Origin of the sequence: Catenovulum maritimum (assembly GCF_001050375.1) — a bacterium.
Lineage (GTDB): Bacteria > Pseudomonadota > Gammaproteobacteria > Enterobacterales > Alteromonadaceae > Catenovulum > Catenovulum maritimum.
On record NZ_KQ130514.1, the window covers coordinates 1 to 24,385 of the forward strand.

The following is a 24,385-nucleotide window of genomic DNA, read 5'->3' on the forward strand; positions in this document are numbered from 1 at the left end:
TTTAGCTCTAGTTAACTTTAACAATGCCGTCATACGAATTTTTAACATCACTCAGAGCAAAGGTTGAATTTGATCATTTTTTCAACTTAGACCGTAAAGTTACTGCATCAGTATTTTCTGTATCACCTAGTATTGCGATTTTAAATTGAAATTTACTCACTTGCATGGGTATAAATATCATATTTATTTAAATAACAATCGACTGACTCTAGCGATTTTTCGATATACAAAAGATCTCTTGTCAACTGATCCGCTTGAGCATTCAAGACATTCGTAAATTCAACTAGCTCAATAAAATCCGTCTTATGAACATCGGGCAAAACAACCGCATTCATGGAAATAATTTTATCGGCAGCATAATGTTTTTTATTGTGTTCTGTTTTCTTTAAATAAGCCGTTCTGAGCGTTTTACCGTTATGATAAATACGACATCGCAACTCTATCGATACGGGTCGTTCTATGGTGATTTTTTCATTCATTTCTTTTGCTGTTTTTTTCCTCAAATACGGATGCAAATTAGTTTTAATTTCGCTGTAAATTATTAAGCGATCTTTTTTATTACTTTCAACCAATCTTCTTTGGTTTAGAATTTTTTCAACACGAGCCCTAGTCAAATTTAAATGCTCAACAACTACCCGCTCAGCTACCTCATTATGAACATCAATTTCAGCCCGCAATAACTCCAATTTTCGAAACAAAATGGCTTTTTTTTGTCTAGAGCACCTGACAAAGTTTTCAGTATCCAAAATACACCTCAATTAATTGGGAAATTGAACTTCAAAATCCCAATTATATATTGGGATTTTGAGGTCCAATGCACATTCGGTTTTATCATATATTATTATTGATGTTTAATTATGGAAATCGGTTGTTTCATTGAAACAACGAAAAGATTAAACAATAACGGTTTGCTCCAAAAAGATAAAATACGAATACAAAAAATAACTCTAAATATGATCTTAGGCCGTCTCAAGATCGATCTTAGGGCGTCGCAAGATCGATCTTAGGCCGTCGCAAGATCGATCTTAGGGCATCGCAAGATCGTTCTTAGGACATCGCAAGATCGATCTTAGGACATCGTAAGATCGTTCTTAGAAGCGCACAAAATTCGTGTAAAAATTTTTCTAGAGCTAAATTAAAGTTTCTTGCGCCACTCCAATAATTGAACAATAAAATAAAATTTTGAATAAATTTTGGTAAAAAATCTGATTAGATTTTACGTAAAAAAAGCAAGAAGTGTGTAACGGAAAAATAAAATGCATGATTCATTTGAATTAGATTCATATCGAATAATACTGAAGTGATTCGGCACCTAATGTATTGAGTAGCTCACTTGCGAAACTAAGCGAATAACCTGAAGGCGATAAATCAAACAACGGAAGTTCTGGTGCAAATTCAGAAACGGCAGCAATTACATAAGATAGCATCTAACCAGCTAAATGGAGTTTTTTGTTATTCATAGTTTAACAATACCTACCACACCAATCTCCATCTTTCGAAGCCCAATTTTTCACGCCTCGCCTTCATGTGATCGTTAGCTAAATAACCAAGCCAATAGAGCTAATTGCTACGCCGCTTAATGTTAAATATTGCCGTGTTTCCACTTTAATCAATAAGGTGACTGAATAACTGCCAAAGCGGATTTTAAAGGTATAAAAAATATTTTAGGAATGAAACCTGTAGCAAATAAAGTTATTGATACACCTGTGGAAATAACTAAATGATTTAGGTCAGTTTGAGAATTTAAAAAGCTATACCAACCCCTTCCAAGTAACGAAAAACTAGCGCCCCTACAAACGAGTACAACTAATTTTTCTTTAAATAGTAAGTTACTCACAAAAATCTCCCTGTTAACCTAACATTTTTAAACCACCGTTAAGTGACTACTTTTTATAAGTGGCTGTCATTAATTGCCAATATTATGTATTGTATACAATTAACTAAAATGTTAGCAAAAATTTAAAATAGCTAGAGATAATAAGATGAATAAAATATTAACAAGCACGCTAATCGCTGCGTCTTTATTGTCAGCTTGTGGTGAAAAAAATCACACTCATGTGCAACAAGAATCCAGCGAAAAAAGTTGGTCAATAAGCAACTTTGAACAAGGCTTACCCACGGAATTTGATGCAGGCAATACCAAATCTTCATTAGTGAATAAAAATGCACCAGAAGGTAAACAAGCACTCAGAATTGATTTTTCATCAGATGAATTACGCTCAGATTTTTCCTTTAAAGCCAAAAAACCTTGGGATTGGAGCCAATATGGTAATATTAATTTAGCAGCAGACATTCATAACTTATCGGACGAATCGATTCAGATTTACCTTGAAATAAAAGACGCAACAGGCTGGCCACATATTCGTAGTGTGAGCATTCCAGCTGGTTACACTGGTACTTATTATGCGTTACTAAAAGGCCCACAATTAGAATTAGATAGCGGTTTACGTGAAGACCCGAAAACGTGGCAATCCAACGACCATAAAATGTTTTGGATGCGCGGCGCTAAGCAACTTAAGCTTGATCAAATCAGCTCGATTAACTTTTTTGTTGAATCGATGAAAAACGACAAAAGTTTATTAATCGATAATCTACGTGTTAGACAAAACCCAGACGTTGATGCTAATTATTTAAAAGATTTAACCGATGCCTACGGCCAAAGTTATAAGTTTGAATACCCAACTAAAGTAAAATCTGACGAACAACTAAAAGCATTGGCGGATGCCGAAATCGCTCAATTAAACCAACAAGGTACTATGGCAGATCGCAGTCAATTTGGTGGCTGGGCAAGTGGCCCTAAACTGAAAGCGACTGGGTATTTCCGCACTGAAAAAGTAAATGGTAAATGGGCAATTGTCGATCCAGAAGGTCACTTATTCTTTTCATCTGCTCTCGCAAACATTCGTATTGCCAACACGACCACCTTTACAGGAGTTGATTTTAAAGATGACTCTGTAAGATATATTGACCCCGAAGATGTAACCCCAGAAGATTCATTAGGAATTCGCCCTGTCTCAAAAGAAGCCCAAAAAACCCGTTATGTCAGCTCAGAAATGCGCCATAAAATGTTTACTTGGCTGCCAGATTACGACCACGATTTGGCCAATCATTATAGCTACCGTCGTTCATCACACAAAGGGCCATTATCTCATGGCGAAACTTACAGTTTTTATCAAGCTAATTTAGAACGACGTTATGGCGAAGACTACCCGGATTCTTATCTAGATGCTTGGCGCGACATCACAATAAAACGCTTCAAAAATTGGGGTTTCACCTCTACGGGCAACTGGACAGATGCCAGCTTCTACCAAATGAATCAAGTACCATATTTTGCTAATGGTTGGATTATCGGCGACTTTAAAACCGTTAGCTCTGGCCAAGATGTATGGTCGCGTATGCCAGATCCATTCGATCCTGAGTTTAAACGTCGTGCAATTATCACAGCGAAAGTGATAGGTGAAGAAATTAAAAATAATCCATGGTGTATTGGTATTTTTGTCGACAACGAAAAAAGCTGGGGTAATAACAGTAGCCTACAAAAGCGTTATGGCATTGTACTAAATACACTAACCAGAGAAGATTCAGACAGCCCGCTAAAAGCCAAAATCAGTCAAATGATGCAGGCTAAATACCCAAGCATTAAAGCACTCAATACCATTTGGAAAACAGATATTGAATCGTGGGCTAGCTTTAGCAAAGGCATAAGCATTACTGACTTAAACGCAGGTGTGGTAGCTGATTTAGCCGATATGTCGTTTGCCTATGCCAATGAATACTTCAAAATTGTGCATGATGCTTTAGCTGACGTTGCACCTAATCATATGTACATGGGGGTGCGCATGGCAGCTTGGGGTTTAACAACTGAAGCCGCTAATGCAGCCGCTCAATATGCTGATATTATGAGCTATAACTTCTATCGTGAATATGCTCATCCTAAAGCTTGGGAATTTTTAGCAGATTTAGACAAACCTAGCTTAATTGGTGAATTTCATATGGGAGCAACTAGCGACACAGGTTTATACCACCCAGGACTTATTCTCGCAGCCGATCAACAAGACAGAGCACAAATGTATAAAGATTACATGTACAGCATAATCGATAACCCTTATATGGTTGGCGCCCACTGGTTTCAATACCTAGATTCACCATTGACTGGTCGAGCCCATGACGGAGAAAATTACAACACAGGTTTCGTTACTATTACGGATGTACCTTACCAAGAAATGGTAAATGCAGCCAAAGAAGTTAACGCTAACTTGTACCAAAGAAAATTTGGCAACGGCCAACAAAACTAGTGAGTTGATTCGTGAATTAGAATATTAAGGTTCATAGACACCCTATAAAAGCAAAACCAGATCTTTAAAACGTCTGGTTTTGCTGTTTTAGAACCGATTTTGTTAGCTAACCAAACTATCCGCAAACGCGCGATCAAGCTTCAAGCCGACGAAACATGAGATCAAGTCGTTGTTATTAAGTGATTTTAACAATGCCTGTCATACTAATTTTAAACTAGCTTCAATTTTATTTATATCCCACTGTGAGTCACAATGATAATTATAAATGCGGCTGCATAAATACCACACATGGCTAAGGTTTTTATACTTGCTAATATATAGTGTTTAGCGCCTTTTAATTTAAACGCCCTAACCCAAGTCAAAACTATAGCTATGATAAAAATAACTAAAGCCAAATAGATAAAGTAGCGACCATAATTGATATAAAAGCCGGCAGTCAAAGGGTTAAATAGAAGTGCAGTCGTAATTGTGCAAAGCGAGAAACCTAACACGGCCAAGAAATTATCGAATCTAGCATCCATCACTAAGCCCTCGTAAAAATTAACGCCTCGCATAAAGGGCGACATTTGATGTTATTGTTAGCTGTTTCATATCCAGATGTCATTATCTGCTGTCAGTTCACTTGCGACACTGCCTGTATTTACCACACCTTTTGGCTCAACAAGCATAACTTGAACCAATCCTTTTGCGTGAGGCTTATGCTCAACTCCCTTTGGAATCACAAACATCTCGCCTGGGGATAAGGAAACGTTTCCATCTCGAAATTCAATCTCGAGTTCACCCTCAATAAGAATGAAAACCTCATCTGTCTCAGGATGATGGTGCCAGACAAACTCTCCCTCTCCTTTTGCTAATTTGAATTGGTAATCATTCATCTCAGCAATCACTCTAGGAGACCAAAGTTCATCAAACTTAGAAAGCTTTTCTTTTATATTTATTGCTTCGTATTTCATACACTTAACAACCAAGAATTAAAACCTTAATGACAGGCATTGTTAAAAGATACTATAAATTCCTGTCCAGATAGTTGTGAAAATGGGTCGTGCCTGCAGTTCAGGATTAACTGCCTCTAGCACCTCTAAAACACCTAAAATTTGAGCTAAATACAGAATTTCAGTTACAAAAATAGCTTCGTATACTAATCGTTCAAAAATGAATAAACCAAACAGTGTAAATAGAAGCAGGGTAAAGCATAACCTATTGGTTGATTTATTTATTTTTTAAGCAAGCTAATAATCACAGGGATTAAACACTCATCATTGTCCAAAATGCCATAGGCCAATATAACCCAAATATAAAACACCCAGCAAAGGACAAATAAAGTGGCTTAATATTTTTAAGTCTGCAAGCCCATACAAAACCTATAATTGAAACCCAAGCTCCCAGCATAGACGGAATGCTAAGTGGCGCAACTAAGCAAAATAACCAACCTATTGGGAGCATTATAGAGCTAGCGATAATCTCGCTAACCACATCTATTTTCCATTCTGCTTTTTGGTACGACCAATACATAACCCCTATGATGGTACTCATAAACGAGCTCAAATACCCACCGACAAACCAAGTTAATGCGAATCTACGTTTTGAATATGCCATGTTTACCAAAGCCATCTAATGGGCTTTTATCAGCTGACAAAAAATACAATGGTTACGAGTAAAAATATAAAACTAATTAACCATGAAAAGTTATTAAGTTTGTGTAATTTAACTAGAACATCATCGTCTTGCTGAGAAAGAAAGCCAGTTTTTAATGAATTACCGATTAGTGAAGGTAGAATGCTATAAGCCTTAACCCCCATTTTTGTCACATTCATTGTTTCCCACTCTGATGGGTAAGTATTCTTAACGTGATTCAGAAGCTTCTTCTCAATCCGAACCGAAATTACAAACAAGACCAAAATTAAAATATAGGAAATCCAATTCACAAAACTTTCCTCGGTATATAACAGCTAATCACTAAAAACCGAAACCATCTACCATAAGGTTTCATTCGTAAATTCTCAGTGTAAAATAATAGTTACAATAACTTAGCTTAATTGGGTTTAAAGTCAATTTTAAACCTCAAGCTTAGAAACCAATAGTCGGTTATCCAAAAACGCGCGAGCAAGCTTCACGCCTACAAAAGATGAGATTAAGTCGTAGTTATTAATTGGTTTTGACAATGCCTGTCACATACGAATTGTGCTTATTGACACCATAGTCTCTTATTATATGCCGTTATTATCCAGTTTTATTCCACAGTGCATACAGTGAACTTTATTAGTAAACCATAAAAAAGCTACTTCTAGACCATTATCGTGAATATCAGATTTAGTCTTTTTAAAACCTTTAATCATCAATAGATTACCGCATTTAGGGCACTTTACAAATAAGGAAAGAATATAATGAATTACAGTAAATAACAGTCCAACTACAATACTAAAAAATAGTAAATAATCGTATGAACTATTGTTAGTTATTAATTTATAGATAAGCCACGGTATAAATGAAAATATTCCAATAGTTCCTATAATCGCAAACCAAGCCGATAATTTTCCTACCGATATTTTCATATTACTCCATTGCTCAACAAAGGCATACCAACGCTTTGCTAAGCGGCTAAAAATAGTTGGCTATAATTTGCGAGGAACGAGACACCAGCCAACTGTTAGATGTCCCTTTCTTCATCGACTTGTTAGCTTTTTCGGAACTCTATTTTTGAGATATAAAAGACAAACCCTGCAATTAGCCCAACAATTGAAAACAAAAACCACTGTAAAAAGCTATATCCATACCCGATTAGTGTAATAGAACCATTTTCAACCAATACATTTCCATTTACAACCGAGCGCTCTAAACCAAAAGGAAAAACAAAAAAGAAGGAAACTAAACAGGTAGAAGCGACAGCAGATTTGAGTACGGTAATTAATGAGTAACCGCAACTTTTCGTAATAAATTTGTAAATTGGAAACGCAGTAAATGGCAGCAAAAATAGGACAATAATTAATGACCAAACGAATATACCAATAGGCACCGTTGTAAATTTCATTTCAATAGCGATGGGGGCCAAGAAAGCCACAACCAATGAAGCCAAAATGAAACTTAATATCGTTCTCAACTCGAAACCCTCTAGAAAGCTAACTTATATTAAACGGCTAAACCAACTCTAATCCGTCCGTTTTTTTTAATTAGAATGATACTAATTAAAAAAACCTATTAATGCTACAAGTAGATGTCATTTGAACTCGATTCGAAAACGCGCGAGCAAGCTTCACGCCTACAAAATATGAGATTAAGTCTTTGTTATTAATTGGTTTTAACAATGCCTGTCACATGCGAATTTGTGGTGAGACCACAATAAGAGAGCCTCTATATGTGTTTCCTGTAAGCGATTGAGACCTGACAGCTAAAATGACAAGCGAAGTAGATTATTTTGCTGATTAACTTGGATTCGACAACCGAAAAGTTGCCGAAAAGATCACTATTACCTATTGACCAACGGGAGGCTCATATGTGTTAGGTGTTTAAACTCCGAACCATTTGCTTTACAACCCCTGACTTTACTTTTGAACTTAAAAAGTGAGTTGGAATATATTTTAAGCTATAACATTTTCTGGATGGACGTATATTGGCTTCGATATACTTCAAAATCTGATTAGCATGAGAACGATCCCATGCCCATAAAATTTCGCCTTTAACTGACCACTGCCAATATGCGTCTGATGGCCAATTTAATTTGTGTTTTATATTCTTATGACAGCTACCACATTGAATTAGCCCAAATGTTAATAAAGGGTAACCACCTTGTCCGTTGTCGCCTCCACCACGCAAATATTGTGATGAACCTGAAGGCGCAACCCATTTAACATCAGAAGGAAATTTTTCAATAATTCCCCAACCACCCCATAATTTATATTCAATATCATCTGGGATTTTTTTGGGATCGATAAAAAGAAATGGCTCTTCAAATTTTGCCAAACCTCCACAAGAAGTACACTTGATATCGATTGAATCACCACTCATGAGAAATACCTAACATTATATTAAACGGCTAATCCAACTCTAATCCGTCCGTTCTTTTTTAAATTAGAATAATACTAATTAAAAAAACCTATTAATGCTACAAGTCGATGTCATTTGAACTCGCATTCGAAAACGCGCAAGCAAACTTCACGCCTACAAAAGATGAGATTAAGTCTTTGTTATTAATTGGTTTTAGCAATGCCTGTCACATGCGATTTTGTTATACGCCAAATGTCTCTAATACAACTTCGTTGGTACTACTTCCAACATACCTTGCATTTTTAAGTTTATCGTCACCTCTATACCTTTTTAGTTTACAGGTCCGATCTACACGAGCAATAACGACCGTATTTTCTAAGTTTATATATGCACTAAAATATGAATTGTGTATATGGTCTTTAGGCTTTACTGTTAGTTTACTCGCTTTGGTTAACGCCATCATAATTGCATTAGGTGCAGCTAGTTCTATTAAACTATCGCTAAGTGAGAATATCGCAAGTTCTTCTTCTGGAACTAAATCAAATAAAGGGAAACCGTTTACACATTCATCTTCAATGTTTTCCATTCTTATAGCGATACGACTACCGTCATACTGTATCAAATTTAGATCTTTTACCGCTTTGACAGCGTCACCGAACCTTATCGGAAAAAAGCGATTTTTCTTGGGTTTGGATTTTAAATCTTTAGGCCAATTCACTCGTGCTCTCCATTGGCGTATAACATTATATTGAACGGCTAAACCAACTCTAATCCGTCCGTTCTTTTTTTAATTCGAATAATACTAATTAAAAAAACCTATTAATGCTACAAGTAGATGTCATTTGAACTCGCATTCGAAAACGCGCGAGCAAGCTTCACGCCTACAAAAGATGAGATTAAGTCTTTGTTATTAATTGGTTTTAACAATGCCTGTCACATACGAATTGGTCACATTTGTTATAACTCATTTACCGCATACTGATTAATTGCAGAACACACTACTACAACTTCAAATTTAATGCCGTTGCTAAATTCAAACTTTAAACCATCGGTATAACCTTGATTATTTATTAGCTTCCAGCACCAAAGGATTTTACCGCCTTTGCACTTATGAAATAGTGTTGACTGTGACGATGGTATACACCCAGTTGTATCTGGTGGGATATTAATTGCAATTTCATCGAAATCTTCAACTACGTTAATAGAGCAAGACAAGTCATCAAACTCTAGTTCAATGGCTGCAATTTCATTTGGTATTTCGGCGAAGCTATATGTATAGACTTTCCTAAGATTCCCTGCCACTTCAACTAATTTTGAAAGTTCCATAGTTCTGCTGATGAGTTATAACATTATATTAAACGGCTAATCCAACTCTAATCCGTCCGTTCTTTTTTAAATTAGAATAATACTAATTTAAAAAGCCTATTAATCCTACAAGTAGATGTCATTTGAACTCGCATTCGAAAACGCGCGAGCAAGCTTCACGCCTACAAAATATGAGATTAAGTCGTTGTTATTAATTGGTTTTAACAATGCCTGTCACATGCGAATTGTTCAATTCTTTTTTAAATTAGAATAATACTAATTTAAAAAACCTATTAATGCCAACCACTTATTCACAACTTAGCAGATTAAATAAAAAATAGCGGCAAAGAAAAGCGCCAGCCAAAATCCCATAACAAATTTAGGCTGACGAAAAAGGAGTAAACCCTGAGGGTCTATAGATTTTACTTAATTCGCGCTAAGTGGATTAGTCCAATACCGAGGTAAAGTCGTCTCCAGCTGCGATAACAGCTTGATAAGCGGCAACCAAATTTTGTTTAAAGCTTTGGTTATCTGCAAAAGCGTTTGGTAATAAATTAGGTACAGATAAAAACAATTCAATATCTTGCGCTGCATCGCCAGTAAATTGAGCGACTAGGCTTAATAATTCATCTGCTCTAGGATCGTTAAATTGAGCTGAGGTTTGTTGTTTGTTCCAAATAAACCGGATCCAAGCTGCAACGACTAGGTAATAGTCTTTAACCTCAACACCATTGGATAAGTTTTGTTGTAAAGGTTCTAAAATACGAACTGGGATTTTAATTGAGCCATCACAAGCAATTTGCTCTAATTGATGCGCGACTTTTGGGTTTTCGAAACGTTTAATGATATCTCTTGAGTATTGGGTTAAATCCAAGCCTTGTGGTGGCTTAATTGATGGAATCACCTCGTTAGCAACCATACGTAACAAAAATGCTTTTAGTTTAGGATCGGCAACCGCCTGAGAAACCAATTCATATCCAGCCAAACGTCCCATATAAGCTAGGGTTGAATGCAAGCCATTTAAAATGCGTAATTTAGTGTGCTCAAAGGCAGATACATCATTCGTGAAGATAACACCGACTTTATCCCAAGCTGGTACTTCCCCTTTAATTTCATCTTCGATAACCCATTGAGTAAACATTTCTCTTTGCACTGGCGCGTCATCTTGAACCGTTAACACAGCGGAGATACGTTCTATTTCTGAATCTTCTGTTTTAGGCGTAATGCTATCAACCATAGTTGAAGGGAAACAAACATGGCTTTGGATCCAGTCAGCTAAAGCTTGATCTTGTTGCTGCGCTAATTGCACAACCGCAGCTTTCAGCTTTGAGCCATTTTCTGGTAAGTTATCGCAAGCAATAACAGTAAATGCTTCAATTGAGTTTTGCTGACGTGTTTTAAGTGATTCAACTAACAAACCAATCGCAGTTTGCGGCGCTGAAGGTGTCGCAATATCATGTTGTATGCCTGGGTGTGTTAAATCGATTTTACCATCCGAATTTAAACAATAACCTTTTTCAGTAACAGTTAAAGTGACCACTTTGGTATCGGCATGGCTCATTCGTGCTAACACCTGATCCACTTGCTTAGCGGCAACTAGCACTTCTTTTAACGCGCCAATCACTTGGTATTCTGAAGTTACATCCATTTTTGCAATTGTGTATAGGCAATCTTGCGGGTCTAAACTTTCTTTCAACCATGTGCTTCTCATCGAAACACCGCAAATACCCCAATCACCACCAAACTGGTTTAGCGCACATTCAGTATAATACGCTTGATGCGAACGATGAAACGCTCCCAAACCTAAATGAACTATGCCGATTTTCGTTTTTTCTCTATCATATTTCGGCAAATCAACTTGCTCAGAAAATTGAGATTTTTCGCGTAGTAAACCTAGGGTTTCGTTTGATAACTTCATTTTTCACCTTTTAAAACGTCAGATAGATAGGTTTATGGCAACAAAGCATGAAGCAATAAACCGACCCTGTTTTTGAATTAGTTAACCTGAGAGCGAGATAAAAAGTTAGCGAATCTAAGGCACATAATTATGAAAATATGTGCCTATAAAGTCATTAATTATCTCGCATTCAAATTACTTAGCTTGGATAAAAGCGTTAAGGTATTCAGTCCAATCTTGGCTGTTTTTAATAACCCCTTGCTTTTCCCAACCATAACCAGACCAGTAAGTCAGGCGTCCTTGGTTATCTGTTTTAGTCACTATCATAGCGTCACCTTTATCTTTAACGCCTTTACTATGACCTGTATGAACGAACTCAATCGGGTTATTCGCGCCAACTGCAACCGCTGTACCTAAATAGCTACCTTCTAAATTTTCGTGTGCTGCAACCCAACCGGCTTTTAAATCCATAGAAACAGTCGCAGCTTCGTTATGCGTAGTCACACCGACAACGACCTCTAAATTAGGTGCAATTTTACCATCTACGAAGAATTGAGAATCAACACGATATAAACGTTCACCTAAAGCGATGCTAAAGGTTTTCACTTCACGGTATTCAACACCATTTTTTTCGTTTTTGAATTCAAGCTGAAAAACAGATTTTTCTGTGCTGGTTTCCAATACTTTCCAGCTAGCATAAGTCTCTAATTGGAATAAATGGTTGTCTAACCAAACACCTGTGCTACCACAACCCATAGAGGTACCAACATGGTAGTTATCTAGCCCTTCGCCATGGTCTTTATGGTAAGAAATACCTTGTTGATGACGACCATACCATAAGTCGATAATTGAATAATTAACTCGCTTAAGCCAGCAATCAACGCCTGAGTTTTCTGGACGCGCTCGGTTAGCTGGGCCATATGAGCGAAACGCAACTAAGTCGTTTTCCCATGCAAAATCGTCTTTACGCTCAGGGACAAAACGGGCAAACGTTTTGACAACTTGCTTATCAGCAGCTAAAGGCTGAACTTTATCGCCCTCTGTTGTTGCAGTCGAAGAGCACGCAGTTAAACTGGCAGAAACTAAGGCTAAACCGCCTATTTTTTTAGCTAAACTTTTCATATAAAACCTTTATTTACTAATTTAAAACCGAATCATGCTACCCAATAAACGCCTAATGAGATAGAAGTTAGGCCCGTAATGAATCTAAATAGATCAAATAGTTTAGTATTGAACTTAATCAGCTTTTGTTGGAACAATCCAAACACAAAACCAAACACTGCCATACTGAATAAACACCCAAGCGAGAATGCAATTAAGTAGGATAAACCGTGGTGGCTGGTTTGTGTCATCATGGCTGGTAATAAAGCCATCACTGGCGCGCTACCAGCAAGTCCATGTAATAACCCTATAATCAGTGGCTTATGTTCGTGAACTAAACTCGGCGTTGTTTCATTTTCTGTCGTGAGCTCTGAGCGGTAAACAAAGTGCATATGCGATTTGCTACCATGCTTGTGAAACACTAGCTTGATCTTTTCTGATTTTAATTTCCAAATCAGTGCACCACCCAGAATGATTAACACTATCCCAACGGCTTGCTCAGCTAGACCTGTCCAATATTCATCTAGCTGCAGTTCAAAGCTCATCAGTAAGCTACCTAAAATCAATAATATTCCGCCATGTCCTACCCCCCATTTTAGGCAATAAAACACAACTTTTTTAATTTTTAAACGATCAGCGACTAAAGTCGACATCGCCATAACATGGTCTGCATCTAGTGCATGCAAAGCGCCAATACTTAATCCCAACCAAAGTAACCCAACTAAAGTTAAATCCATTAGCAAGATCCCTTAAGTTTGTGAAATGCGTTTAGCATTTTAAGCGCGGCGGCCGCAGCACCAAAGCCATTGTCTATATTCATTGTCATAATGCCAGGAGAGCAGCTAGCAAGTGCGCTTTCTAACGCAGTTTTGCCATTTGCAGAAACGCCATAGCCCACCGAGGTAGGCACAGCAATTAATGGCGCATCAATCAAACCCGCTAATACACTAAATAACGCCCCTTCCATACCTGCACAACCAATGACGATAGGATAAGTGCGGATTTCGTCAATACGGTCGAGCAAGCGCCACAAACCTGCAACCCCAACATCTAAAATAATGTCACTATTTTGGCCATTAAATTCCAGCACTCGCGCAATTTCTTTAGCAACTGCCGCATCAGAGGTGCCAGCAGCAACAATCACAATTTGGGCTGGGTTTAACTTAGCAGCTTGGGCCTGAGACTGATTTAATATGGCAGTTTTAGACAAGCCACAATAATCTAATTGCGTCTTGGAAACGTCAGGCAAAGCGTTAAATTTTTCTTGCGATAATCGAGTTAACAATATGCTGCGCTTTACCTCGATTGATTCTGTAATAATACAGTCAATTTGCTCTACTGATTTACCTTCACAGTAAACCGCCTCGGGTACACCCGTTCTTTTATTTCGATCTTGGTCCCAATTATATTGCTTCATAATATTGACCTTCTGTTATAAACGCAGAGCCTTTTTTGTATAAACGAATGCCAGAAAACAATTTTCCATGCTTAATGCAGAGTAGATTCAATTCAGCTGTCACTTTGATTTCAATTTGCGTAGTCGGTAATTGAGACAGCTCAAGGTAAACGCCTTGGTGCGTAATACGGCATCTAAGATCAACCACATTTGGCATTAGTTTACGCGCCAAAGATTCGGCTTTATCAATAAATAATAAATCTTCAGGATTAATTTGGATTCCGGTTTCAACCCGACTCGCTAAACAAGGTTGAGCGGGTAAGGATTCTAAGTCGTTAAGCTCAAAAAAACTGGCTAGCTGATAAATATCTTGTTTCGTAAATTTAGCTTCAACGTAAGGATGGACCACTCGGTTTTCTTTAGCGGCCGCTAGTCCGGGGCGAAAATCGGATAAGTCATCCAAATTTGTGCCTGACGCAATCACGCCTTCTGTATTTTCTGAAATTCTTTGGTATAAATTGCTTTTACAAAAGTAACAACGGTTTACTGGGTTATTAATATATTCTGGGTCTTCAAGCTCACCAGCATTAATCAATTTTAAATGCCACTGGTGACGTTGTGCGTATGTTTTAACCCGACTAAATGCTTGTTCTGGAACCGCATAAGAACAAGCATGTACAGCTGTCACCTCGATAGTGTCGATTTGATGAGCAACATAGCTCAATAACATGCTATCGACACCACCACTCACCGCAATGTTCAATTTTGGGTAAGCCGCCAGTACTTTCAGTAATCTGTGTAATTTAGTTTGAATTGTCACTTATTAGCGCTCCCATTGTGTTTAGCTTGAGCCGCTAACTCAGTTTTATATTTAATATTTCTTCTTTTTGCCAGTGTTGAAAACCCGCCCAAATCATCATTTTCAATTTTGTGTGTCTGTGTATCATTAGGCCTATTGACTGTTTTAATTCGATAATTTTCGTTGTCATTTTCAGCCGAAATCACTTGCGATGTTTCAACTCGGTTTAAACACACTCGAGACTCTATTCGCCAGCGTAAGCCAATTGTTGAAGTTTGTAAAAAGCAGGCATCAAAAACCACATTTTTATATTCTGGTTTTATCAGTAAGCAAAATTGTTCAGATGTACGATTTTTCTTGCCTTTAACTTGTGCTAAAGACACATCGATAACACCTTGTGTGCTTCTTAACATATCAGCCGCATCTGCAATTTCTTCACCTGACATATCATCAATATCAAAAGTGGCGACAATCACTGTATCCGCTTGTTTTTTCGCTTCAGTTTCAAAAACTAAAGCGCGTAAAATATTCGGCATTTCAGCCATTTTTTTACTGCCTGCACCGTATCCAGTATGTTTTAGCTGGGATTGAGGTATGGCTTGGTGAATCCCATTTCTAAAAATATATTTTAAAATAGCCGCCCCGGTTGGCGTAATTCTTTCGCCTGAGATACCGTCATCAATAAAATCAAAGCCCACTAAGATCTCAGCAGTTGCAGGGGCTGGTACTGGCACTAATCCGTGCTGTGTTTTTACTAAGCCATTACCTCTTGGTAATTTAGAGACACTCCAGCTGGCATTAGATAATTGATCGAGTAATACCGCAGCAGCAATCACATCCATCAAAGAATCCCAATCAGCTAGTTCATGGAAGTGGACAGAGTCTAAACCCATACAATGAATTTTAGCTTCAGATTTAGCTAGGATAGTTAATATATCAACTGCAATTTCAATCACAGCGGTACTTAAACTAGAGGTTTCAATTTTATTTTTTAGGTGGCGATAAGTGGTTTCATCTGAATGATGATCTGCGAGCTTAGTTTTACTCACAATACCAATACCTTTAACTTTAGCTGTATCTACCACAAAGGTATTTTTAGGTAAGGGTTTTAAATCAAACCGGCCAGCGCCGATACCGCCATTGGTCTCGTGCCAAAAGCTTGGAATACCGGCTTTTTTAGGTAACACTTGGGCTAAAGCAGCATGAATAGGTTCAACAAATTGTGGGAATGCATCTGTGATACAAGCAACAAACATGTCACCAGCAATACCACCAACTACGTCTAAATGTATATGTAAATTATTCATGCTAACTCTTTTTAAAACTAACTTTCTTGATTAAATTTTTCTTCTGTTGACCATAAGCCTAGTGCAGGATTGCTCACATAGAAGATTTCTTCGCCGTCTGGCATCATATTCCAACCGTTTTTCAGTTTTTCAATTGGATATTTTTTTATCATTTCATCATAGTGGCAATATTGATAATTAACAGATTCAATTTCTTCTTTTGTGACCCCATCACCTGGGCAATAAGTAATGTTAAATCGGTTATCCGAAGTACCATGAATTAAATGCGCTGCTGCAGATAGATTATTTGCTAGTTGTTCATCTGTTTTAACTGCGGCTAGGGTTTCGTCCGTAGTTTTGTAACCAAATTTACGAATTAAGCCATCAATTTCCATATCTTCGCCAAATCTATGCAAAGCTGGCGCTAAAATAACAAGTTCACTGTTATCTGCCATCGCCATGCGCGTTCTGTATATGGCTTTATTTCCTAACCAAGTGGTTTTAAACTCTTCTGGCTCTAAGAAAACAACCGCTTTTTGAATCGGTTTATGCAGCATGTTTAAATTAAGCTGCTGACTTAATTTACAAGATTCGGTGTAGGTGTCTTCATTCGAGCCACAAAACACACCTTGTAGCTTGAGTTTGTCATCTTTTTTACCAAGTACAGTTAAAATAAACTCGATTGGTAAATGGCGTAAATAGGTGTCATAACCTTCATTTAAAGCTCTTCTGACTGGAGACTGGGTACGACCCATAATTCTTTCCATACCATACACAGCCCCTAAAAAGTGTGACTTGTGAATTGTGTCAGACCCGCCCGTACCCACTAAAATATTCTTGGTATAGTTTGCCATGCCAATCACTTCATGCGGCACAATTTGCCCCACAGATACAATTAAATCCCAATTGCCATCATCAATTAGCTTATTAGCCGCAACATCCATAGTGAAATCCAGCTTACCTTCTGATAATTCGAGCATTCTTTCTCTCGAAATCTCGCCGAATTTTTTCACGTCGGTGCGCCATCTATGTGGTAAAAAAAGTTCTTTTGGTATGTCTGAGCCAAACATAACGTCGATTTCTTTTTCGGCCATAGGATCATGTGTGCCAAGCGCAGGTAAAAAGTAAATTTCCGCTTGGTCTTTTAACTTATGGTAAAGATAGCTTGAAATATAACCAGCTTTAGAATAAAAACGTGTGATGTCAGGCGGCAAAATCAAAATGCGTTTTGCATTAGTCGCTTTTTCTGCAATAAACTGGTCTAAAATAGCGTCTAAATCACTATCTGAAATCGTTTTTTCTGTATCTACGTGATGAATTGGATAAGACATAATTAAATTCTCTGTAAAATATTTTCAATAATTTTCGCGGGCTGATCAGCAATAGATACATTGATCGCGTCAACGGGTACTTCTAGGGTTGCAAATTGGCTTTCAAGTAAATTACTCGACATAAAATGGCCCTCCCTGGCATTTAATCTTTCTGATATTAATGCCTTACTGCCATCTAAATAAACAAAGCTAACCTTGTCAGCTAAAGTAGAAGCTAAAATATCACGGTACTTTTGTTTTAAAGCCGAACAGGCTAACACAGCGCCACCTTGTTGTTCCCACTTAACCATATGATTTGCTAACAAACTTAGCCAAGGTGCTCTGTCGTCATCATTTAATGAGATGCCATTCGACATTTTGTCTATGTTACTTTGCGGATGGTAATCATCAGCATCATAAAATGGGCATTCAAGTCGCTGTGCTAAAAGTTCACCTATAGAAGATTTTCCGCAGCCACTCACACCCATAACTATATATATCATTTAACGCTCCAAACTCATGCGCACAGCTTAATACAAGCCAAAAACACTTGGTAAAAATTCACTAATAGCTGGTACATATGTCACTAGCATTAGAACTAAAAACATCGCTACATATAAAGGTATTAATGGGCGAATGATTTTCTCGATACTGGTTTTAGCAACGGCACAGGCAACAAATAAAACCGAGCCTACAGGAGGAGAACATAAGCCAATTGATAAGTTAAGCACTATCATAATGCCAAAATGTAAAGGCGACATACCTAAAGCCTGAGCAACAGGTAAGAAAATTGGCGTGAATATGAGAACAGCTGGTGTCATATCCATAAAAGCACCAATCACTAATAAAGTTATATTGATGATTAATAAGATAAGGAATGGATTTTCACTCAGCATCAATAAAGTTTCACTGATTGCTTGTGGAATATTTTCATATGAAAGTATCCACGACATTGCTGAAGAAGCACCAATCAATAGCATCACAATCGCAGTTGTTTCACTAGATTTAAGTAATATTTTTGGCAGTTGAGGCAAGCTCACTTCTTTATAGATAACAACAGATAAAATCAGTGAATAAATCACCGCAATAGCACCGGCTTCAGTCGCGGTAAATACGCCAGAGATAATCCCACCAATCACAATAAATATCAGTAATAAACTTGGTAAAGCAGCCACAACTTTATTCAAAACAATTGCCAAAGGTAATCTAGGTTCGGTTGGGTAACCTTTAATTTTTGCGTAAATAGAGCAAACAAACATTAAAGATAAGCCAACTAATATACCGGGTAAATAACCCGCTACGAATAGTGCAGCAATAGAAACACCACCACTTGCAATCGCATAAATGATTAAAATATTACTTGGCGGTATTAACATACCGGTTGTGGCCGCAGCCCCAGTTAATGCAGCGCTAAAGTTTTTGTCATAGCCTTTCTTCTCCATTTGCGGGATCATAAAGCTACCAATAGCACTGGTCGCAGCAACCGCTGAGCCTGAAATTGCACCAAATAAAGTACAAGACATAACATTAACTAAAGCTAAACCACCTGGGAACATGCCAATTAATGCCATAGCACATTCAATTAAACGTTTGGCAATACCCCCTTGCCCCATAATTAAACCGGATAAAACAAAGAAAGGAATCGCGAGTAATGCAAAGGTATTAATACCACCTGCTAAACGCTGAGCTATGGTGGTTGCTGCGGGTATAAAATCAATACTCAACAACATAGTGGCGACTGTCGCGACCCCAATACTAAATGAGATAGGGACATTAAGCGCTAATAAAAAGAAAAAAACGACAATTAAAACTAAACCTGAATATTCCACAATGATGCCCTTATAATGCTTTATCTGTATAAGTGAGATAGATTTTTTCTATCGCAAACAAGGATATAAATAAACCAGATAACGGCACCGAAGAATAAATGTAGCCCATTTTAATTTCTAAAGATGCTGAAATTTGACTCGGGTCCATAGTTAACAACACTAAAGAAACCCCTCCAATTATCATGACGTAACAGCCAAAAAACAAAACCGTAAGATGGGAAAACAAGTCAGCCCATTTTTTGTTGGTTTTATTCATTCTTGTCGTCAAAATATCTAAGCCTAAATGAGAGCCCAGACGATATGCGTAAGCGGCACCAAATAAACCAATCCAAATCAGTAAAAATCTTGCCAATTCTTCAGTTACTGAACTTGGCGATTGTAAAATGTAACGAGAAAAGACTTGCCAAGAAACGCAAATAACAATGGCTGCAGATAAAAATATCAATAATGCCTGTAAGCCTTTATCTAAAGAATCTAAAATATTTTTCATAATCTATAACTCCAGTGCAGCTTGCTTAATGCGATCTAAGTAACCACCGACTTTGCTGCCTTTTAGTTCTTCATGCATAGGTTTCACAGCATCAATATAGGGTTGTTTATCTGGAATAATGACTTCAACACCCGCTTTTTTAACTTCGTTAAGTGCATGTGTTTCAGATGCCAGCCATAAATCTTTTTGTACCTCGACCGAATCCGCAACTGCTTGCTTTAACCATTGTTGTTGTTCTGGGGTTAGGTTATCCATCACATGCTTGCTCGCAACTATGACGTCAGGCACAGAGGTATGCTCATCTAAAGTATAGTATTTACAAATTTCGTAATGACGTGATAAATAAAATGAAGGTGGATTGTTCTCTGCTCCGTCCACAACACCTTGTTGTAGCGCTGCATAAAGCTCTCCAAATGAGATCGGCGTAGATGAGCCACCAAATGAGCTCACCATTTTTTTGGCTGTCGCACTTTCCATTACCCTAATTTTTTTAGAAGTAAGGTCGCTTGGGTGCTCAACTCGAGTATCTGTCATGTAGAAACTACGACTACCAGAGTCGTAGTAACCAAGCCCAACGATATGGGCTTTTTCCGTTTCATTGAGTAAATCGCTACCAATACTACCCTGCAGTACTTTCCAACGGTGTGCTCGATTACGGAAAATGTAAGGAATGCCGTAAATTTTCATTTCAGGTACAAAACCTTCAATGGTCGCTGCTGAAACCTTAGTTAATGCTAAGGACCCAATTTGCAGTAACTCAACCATCTCACGTTCATTGCCTAACTGAGCGCTTGGGTATATTTTTAAATCCATTTTGCCATCTGAGTAATGTCTTAACCTTTCAGACATATGCACCATAGCTTTATGAACACTATGTTCTGTATCTAAAGTATGGCCGATACGCAACACGTTCACACCATCATCAGACTTGCAGCCATGTAAACATAAGCATGTAATGAACAAACTTATTATCAGTTTTATTGACCTAACCATTTTAACACCTCTAACACTGGCAAACATACCCAGCAACTACAATCATGACAAATTCGGATTAACGAAGCTCAGTTGGCGCGTAAACATCCATATCATCGTATGCTAAGTTCTCACCAGCCATACCCCAAATAAATGAATAATTTGAAGTACCCGCACCACTATGAATAGACCAAGGTGGCGAAATAACCGCTTGTTCATTATGCACCCACAAATTACGAGTTTGTGTAGGTTCGCCCATAAAGTGACTCACTGAATGCGCTGCATCTAACTCAAAGTAAAAGTACACTTCGTTGCGTCTGTCGTGTTGATGCGCAGGCATAGTATTCCAAACACTACCTGGTTTTAGGCAAGTTAAACCCATTTGCAACTGACATGTTTCGATTACACCATTAACCAATAATTGATATATAGTACGTTCGTTACAGGTTTCTTTAGAACCAAGCTCTAACACGTTTGCATCTGTTAAACCTACTTTTTTGGTTGGGAATTTGTGATGTGCAGGTGCTGAGTTTAAGTAAAATTTCGCAGGGTTCGATTTATCAAGACTGTCAAAAACCACAGATTTTGTTTGCGCTCCGATATAAATCGCTTCTTTAGGCTCAAGCGTGAAAGTTTCGCCATCCACTGTAACTGTGCCTTTACCACCAATATTGATTGCACCTAGCTCTCTACGATCTAAAAAGTGCTGTGCTTTAAGCTCGTCTATCGTATCTAATGAAAGCGCTTTGTTAACCGGTACAGCTGAGCCAAGCATAAATCTTTCGTAATGCGTGTAAACCAGTACTAATACATCTTGCTGCATCAAATCATCGACTAAAAACTCTTTACGCACCTGTTCGGTGGTAAATGTTTTAACCTCATCACGGCCAATTGCATATCTTGTTGAATTTTGAATTGTCATTGTTACTACCTCGTTATCTCGCTAACCAACCGCCATCAACTGCTAAAATATGACCATTAACATAATCACTTGCTGTTGAAGCTAAAAATACCGCCGCACCAGAAAGTTGGCTAGGTAAACCCCACTCACCTGCTGGGATTCGCTTTTGAATATCGGCATTTCGTTCAGGGTTGTCTTGTAAAGCTTGTGTGTTGTCTGTTCTGAAGTAACCCGGTGCGATAGCATTTACTTGGATATTATTAATCGCCCACTCATTTGCTAGCGCTTTAGTTACTCCAGCAATGCCATGTTTACTCGCTGTGTATGCAGGAACAGTAATACCACCTGAATAAGAAAGCATAGATGCTATATTGATAATTTTACCTTGGCCTTGCGCTATCATATGTTTGCCAACTAATCGGCTTAGCAAAAAGGCTGAGTTCAAATTTACATTAATCACTTTCATCCATTCGTCTTCAGGAAAGTCAACCGCTGGGTGACGAGCGATAGTGCCGCCATTGTTGACTAATACATCCAACTTCCCTTGCCATGCAATTGAGCTTTCAGCTAATTGTCTAACTGAATCACTGTCATCTAAATTTGCCGCAATACTGGTCGCATTTCGACCTAAGGCTTTTATTTTTTCAACCGTTTCAGCACAGCCATTTTCCGAAGAACTGCTACATATCACGTCCGCACCGGCTGTCGCTAATCCAACTGCAATTGCTTGGCCTAAGCCACGGCTTGCACCTGTTACTAATGCGGTTTTACCCGTTAAATCAAATAAATCGTTATTGCTCATAAAATCCTCTCTAACGCTTATGCTTAAACGTTTTTATTAACTTAAAATTAAAGCGTTTTTTGATAACCATTTTTGGCTAGGTTGTAGGTTAAATCTTTCGCCAAGCTATATGCGTCGTCTTCTGAAATTCGATGTTCAAGCACCATATTAGCTAAGAATCGGCAATCGATTCTGCGTGCAACATCATGACGAGCTGGAATAGATAAGAAAGCACGGGTATCGTCGTTAAAACCCACAGTGTTATAAAAGCCGGCTGTCTCTGTGACTGAATGTCGGTATCGCAACATGCCTTCTGGGCTATCGTGGAACCACCAAGCTGGTCCTAATTTTAAGCTTGGGTAATGTCCCGCTAATGGCGCTAATTCGCGTGTATAGTTAGATTCATCTAAGGTAAATAAGATAATGCGTAGGTTTTTCTCATTGCCATATTTAGCCATAAGTGGTTGAAGGTTATTTACAAACTCGGCTCTAACTGGAATATCAGCACCTTTATCGGCACCAAATTGTCGGAATAGCGGAGTATTGTGATTTCTAAAACTGCCTGGATGGATTTGCATAACCATGCCGTCTTCTAAACTCATTCCAGCCATTTCTGTCAGCATTTGACCGCGAAATGTTTCTGCATCTGCAGCATCAAAATCGCCAGCAAGAATTCGGCTAAATAATTGTTCGCATTCGGCTTTGGTTAAATCTTCTGTTCTTGGAGTGGCATGACCATGATCAGTTGCGGTCGCACCATGATCTCTAAAGAAAGCTCTTCGATTGCGTAAAGCATTTAAATAACCGTCCCAAGTGAATGAGTTTTCACCAGTTAGTTCAGCTAATTTCTCTAGTGAAGAAATGAATTTTGGCGATTCAGGGTTTGTCACATCATCCGGACGGAAAGTCGTAATCACTGTATTTTCAACACCCGTACCTTTCAATTTAGCATGGTGTCTTAAATCATCAATCGCACTTTCGGTTGTGGCTAATAATTCGATATTAAATTTTTTCAATAAGGCTCTTGGTTTGAAGCCTTCAGTCGCAAGACATTGGTTAATTTGATCGTAATAATGGTCTGCATTGCTTGCATTTAATGGTGCAGTGAAACCAAAAACTTCAACGAACACGTAATCCATCCACATTCTAGATGGTGTACCAGCAAACAAATGATAATTTTGCGCAAATAAATGCCAAATTTTACGATAATCAGTTTCGGTATAGCTACCATCTATGGTCGGGATACCTAGGTCATTCAGTGAAATACCTTGGCTATAAAGCATTCTAAACACGTAATGATCAGGAATAATTAATAACTCAGTCGCATTTTTAAAGTTCTGGTTGTCTGCAAACCAACTCGGATCGGTATGACCATGTGGACTGATAATAGGTAAATCAGATATTGATTGATACAAAGCTCGACTCAGATCACGCGCTTTTGGCTCTGCGCTAAACAAGCGATCTGGGTGAAGAAAACGATTATTATCTGACATACATACCTCAATTAAAATGGCATTATTAAGTAAATTACTATTAAAAACAGCACCCTATCCTTTATTACATCGATAAAGGCTAAAGTTAGTTAACCAGTACATCAATACTGGTCAATCGCAATTTTCATATATTATTAACAAACCCATAGATAGTCAAGTGGCCTTACCAAAGTTAATCTTATATTCCATATATGCACTACATGTCTATTGACATTGTGTTAATAGGCATGCAAAACTAAACTGGTCATGCCACATTACCTATTTTCATCGGGATAAAATAGCAACAGGTATAAATCTATATATGCTTCGAATCAGAAAACTGACTGATTTAACCTGTACTTTTTAGCATAGACGCTTTGGTAATTGATGCGCAGACAAATAACTAAAATAAGTTCATGGTCACAACAGACTTTAGAACACAAAATGTTAATGGTACTTTCCTAAGCGTTCCATCGATGCAATAGCTGTTTACATGCCGTGAATTACTTAATAAAAAGCCAAGTTATAGCCTAAACTGTTACAACTGGGCATTACGTGTAGAGGAATATA

25 protein-coding genes are annotated in these 24,385 nt (G+C 37.9%); 1 reads left to right on the forward strand and 24 read right to left on the reverse strand.

Annotated features, from left to right (window positions below):
- Window positions 1–152: 152 nt before the first annotated feature.
- Together XM47_RS18025 and XM47_RS19155 are read right to left on the reverse strand one after the other, a co-directional pair.
- Complete coding sequence (locus XM47_RS18025) at window positions 153–746, reverse strand: hypothetical protein (RefSeq protein WP_048695736.1); 594 nt, start codon at window positions 744–746, stop codon at window positions 153–155.
- Between the two features lie 534 nt (window positions 747–1,280).
- Window positions 1,281–1,427 (reverse strand): hypothetical protein, encoded by a 147-nt coding sequence (locus XM47_RS19155; protein WP_154665757.1) that lies wholly within the window; start codon window positions 1,425–1,427, stop codon window positions 1,281–1,283.
- A 555-nt stretch (window positions 1,428–1,982) separates the two neighbouring features.
- Between XM47_RS19155 and XM47_RS18035 the strand changes: the two genes are divergently transcribed.
- Window positions 1,983–4,295, forward strand: a complete 2,313-nt coding sequence (locus XM47_RS18035; RefSeq protein WP_077066616.1) for an agarase — start codon at window positions 1,983–1,985, stop codon at window positions 4,293–4,295.
- A gap of 230 nt (window positions 4,296–4,525) precedes the next feature.
- Here the strand turns inward: XM47_RS18035 and XM47_RS18040 are convergent, their stop codons facing one another.
- The 22 genes from XM47_RS18040 to uxaC form a co-directional block, all read right to left on the reverse strand.
- Entirely contained in the window at window positions 4,526–4,861 is a 336-nt protein-coding gene (locus tag XM47_RS18040; RefSeq protein ID WP_216596003.1) for a hypothetical protein, read from the reverse strand.
- Window positions 4,862–4,882: 21 nt separating this feature from the next.
- Window positions 4,883–5,248: a cupin domain-containing protein gene (locus XM47_RS18045; protein ID WP_048695739.1), complete on the reverse strand. Its 366-nt coding sequence runs from the start codon at window positions 5,246–5,248 to the stop codon at window positions 4,883–4,885.
- Between the two features lie 292 nt (window positions 5,249–5,540).
- A complete protein-coding gene (locus XM47_RS18050; RefSeq protein WP_149865555.1) occupies window positions 5,541–5,891 on the reverse strand; it encodes a hypothetical protein in 351 nt (116 codons plus the stop codon).
- Window positions 5,892–5,920: 29 nt separating this feature from the next.
- Window positions 5,921–6,220, reverse strand: a complete 300-nt coding sequence (locus XM47_RS18055; protein ID WP_048695743.1) for a hypothetical protein — start codon at window positions 6,218–6,220, stop codon at window positions 5,921–5,923.
- Between the two features lie 749 nt (window positions 6,221–6,969).
- On the reverse strand, window positions 6,970–7,323 hold the full coding sequence (locus XM47_RS18065; RefSeq protein WP_149865556.1) for a hypothetical protein: 354 nt from the start codon (window positions 7,321–7,323) through the stop codon (window positions 6,970–6,972).
- A 467-nt stretch (window positions 7,324–7,790) separates the two neighbouring features.
- Complete coding sequence (locus tag XM47_RS18070; protein ID WP_048695752.1) at window positions 7,791–8,297, reverse strand: hypothetical protein; 507 nt, start codon at window positions 8,295–8,297, stop codon at window positions 7,791–7,793.
- 220 nt (window positions 8,298–8,517) lie between these two features.
- Window positions 8,518–8,994, reverse strand: a complete 477-nt coding sequence (locus XM47_RS18075; protein ID WP_048695753.1) for a hypothetical protein — start codon at window positions 8,992–8,994, stop codon at window positions 8,518–8,520.
- A gap of 239 nt (window positions 8,995–9,233) precedes the next feature.
- Window positions 9,234–9,602 (reverse strand): DUF6334 family protein, encoded by a 369-nt coding sequence (locus XM47_RS18080; RefSeq protein ID WP_048695756.1) that lies wholly within the window; start codon window positions 9,600–9,602, stop codon window positions 9,234–9,236.
- Between the two features lie 424 nt (window positions 9,603–10,026).
- Complete coding sequence (locus tag XM47_RS18085) at window positions 10,027–11,499, reverse strand: mannitol dehydrogenase family protein (protein WP_077066617.1); 1,473 nt, start codon at window positions 11,497–11,499, stop codon at window positions 10,027–10,029.
- Between the two features lie 174 nt (window positions 11,500–11,673).
- Window positions 11,674–12,600 carry a DUF4861 family protein gene (locus tag XM47_RS18090; protein ID WP_048695757.1) on the reverse strand — a complete coding sequence of 309 codons (927 nt, stop codon included), beginning with the start codon at window positions 12,598–12,600 and terminating at the stop codon, window positions 11,674–11,676.
- 32 nt (window positions 12,601–12,632) lie between these two features.
- Entirely contained in the window at window positions 12,633–13,316 is a 684-nt protein-coding gene (locus tag XM47_RS18095) for an urease accessory protein UreH domain-containing protein (protein ID WP_048695759.1), read from the reverse strand.
- Complete coding sequence (larB, locus tag XM47_RS18100; RefSeq protein ID WP_048695762.1) at window positions 13,316–13,996, reverse strand: nickel pincer cofactor biosynthesis protein LarB; 681 nt, start codon at window positions 13,994–13,996, stop codon at window positions 13,316–13,318. The genes XM47_RS18095 and larB overlap by 1 nt, the downstream gene beginning before the upstream one ends.
- Window positions 13,983–14,795: an ATP-dependent sacrificial sulfur transferase LarE gene (gene larE, locus XM47_RS18105; protein WP_078061963.1), complete on the reverse strand. Its 813-nt coding sequence runs from the start codon at window positions 14,793–14,795 to the stop codon at window positions 13,983–13,985. Before larE ends, larB begins: the two co-directional genes overlap by 14 nt.
- Window positions 14,792–16,081 carry a nickel pincer cofactor biosynthesis protein LarC gene (gene larC, locus XM47_RS18110; protein WP_048695765.1) on the reverse strand — a complete coding sequence of 430 codons (1,290 nt, stop codon included), beginning with the start codon at window positions 16,079–16,081 and terminating at the stop codon, window positions 14,792–14,794. The genes larE and larC overlap by 4 nt, the downstream gene beginning before the upstream one ends.
- Before the next feature lie 17 nt (window positions 16,082–16,098).
- On the reverse strand, window positions 16,099–17,391 hold the full coding sequence (locus XM47_RS18115; protein ID WP_048695767.1) for a nickel-dependent putative hexonate epimerase: 1,293 nt from the start codon (window positions 17,389–17,391) through the stop codon (window positions 16,099–16,101).
- A 2-nt stretch (window positions 17,392–17,393) separates the two neighbouring features.
- Complete coding sequence (locus XM47_RS18120) at window positions 17,394–17,873, reverse strand: gluconokinase (RefSeq protein ID WP_048695769.1); 480 nt, start codon at window positions 17,871–17,873, stop codon at window positions 17,394–17,396.
- Between the two features lie 27 nt (window positions 17,874–17,900).
- Complete coding sequence (locus XM47_RS18125; RefSeq protein WP_048695771.1) at window positions 17,901–19,199, reverse strand: TRAP transporter large permease; 1,299 nt, start codon at window positions 19,197–19,199, stop codon at window positions 17,901–17,903.
- 10 nt (window positions 19,200–19,209) lie between these two features.
- Window positions 19,210–19,689: a TRAP transporter small permease gene (locus tag XM47_RS18130; RefSeq protein WP_048695774.1), complete on the reverse strand. Its 480-nt coding sequence runs from the start codon at window positions 19,687–19,689 to the stop codon at window positions 19,210–19,212.
- 3 nt (window positions 19,690–19,692) lie between these two features.
- Window positions 19,693–20,682: a TRAP transporter substrate-binding protein gene (locus XM47_RS18135; RefSeq protein WP_048695777.1), complete on the reverse strand. Its 990-nt coding sequence runs from the start codon at window positions 20,680–20,682 to the stop codon at window positions 19,693–19,695.
- Between the two features lie 58 nt (window positions 20,683–20,740).
- A complete protein-coding gene (gene kduI, locus XM47_RS18140) occupies window positions 20,741–21,583 on the reverse strand; it encodes a 5-dehydro-4-deoxy-D-glucuronate isomerase (RefSeq protein WP_048695778.1) in 843 nt (280 codons plus the stop codon).
- 13 nt (window positions 21,584–21,596) lie between these two features.
- Entirely contained in the window at window positions 21,597–22,364 is a 768-nt protein-coding gene (gene kduD, locus XM47_RS18145) for a 2-dehydro-3-deoxy-D-gluconate 5-dehydrogenase KduD (protein WP_048695781.1), read from the reverse strand.
- A gap of 47 nt (window positions 22,365–22,411) precedes the next feature.
- Window positions 22,412–23,836 (reverse strand): glucuronate isomerase, encoded by a 1,425-nt coding sequence (gene uxaC / locus XM47_RS18150; protein ID WP_048695782.1) that lies wholly within the window; start codon window positions 23,834–23,836, stop codon window positions 22,412–22,414.
- Window positions 23,837–24,385 lie beyond the last annotated feature (549 nt).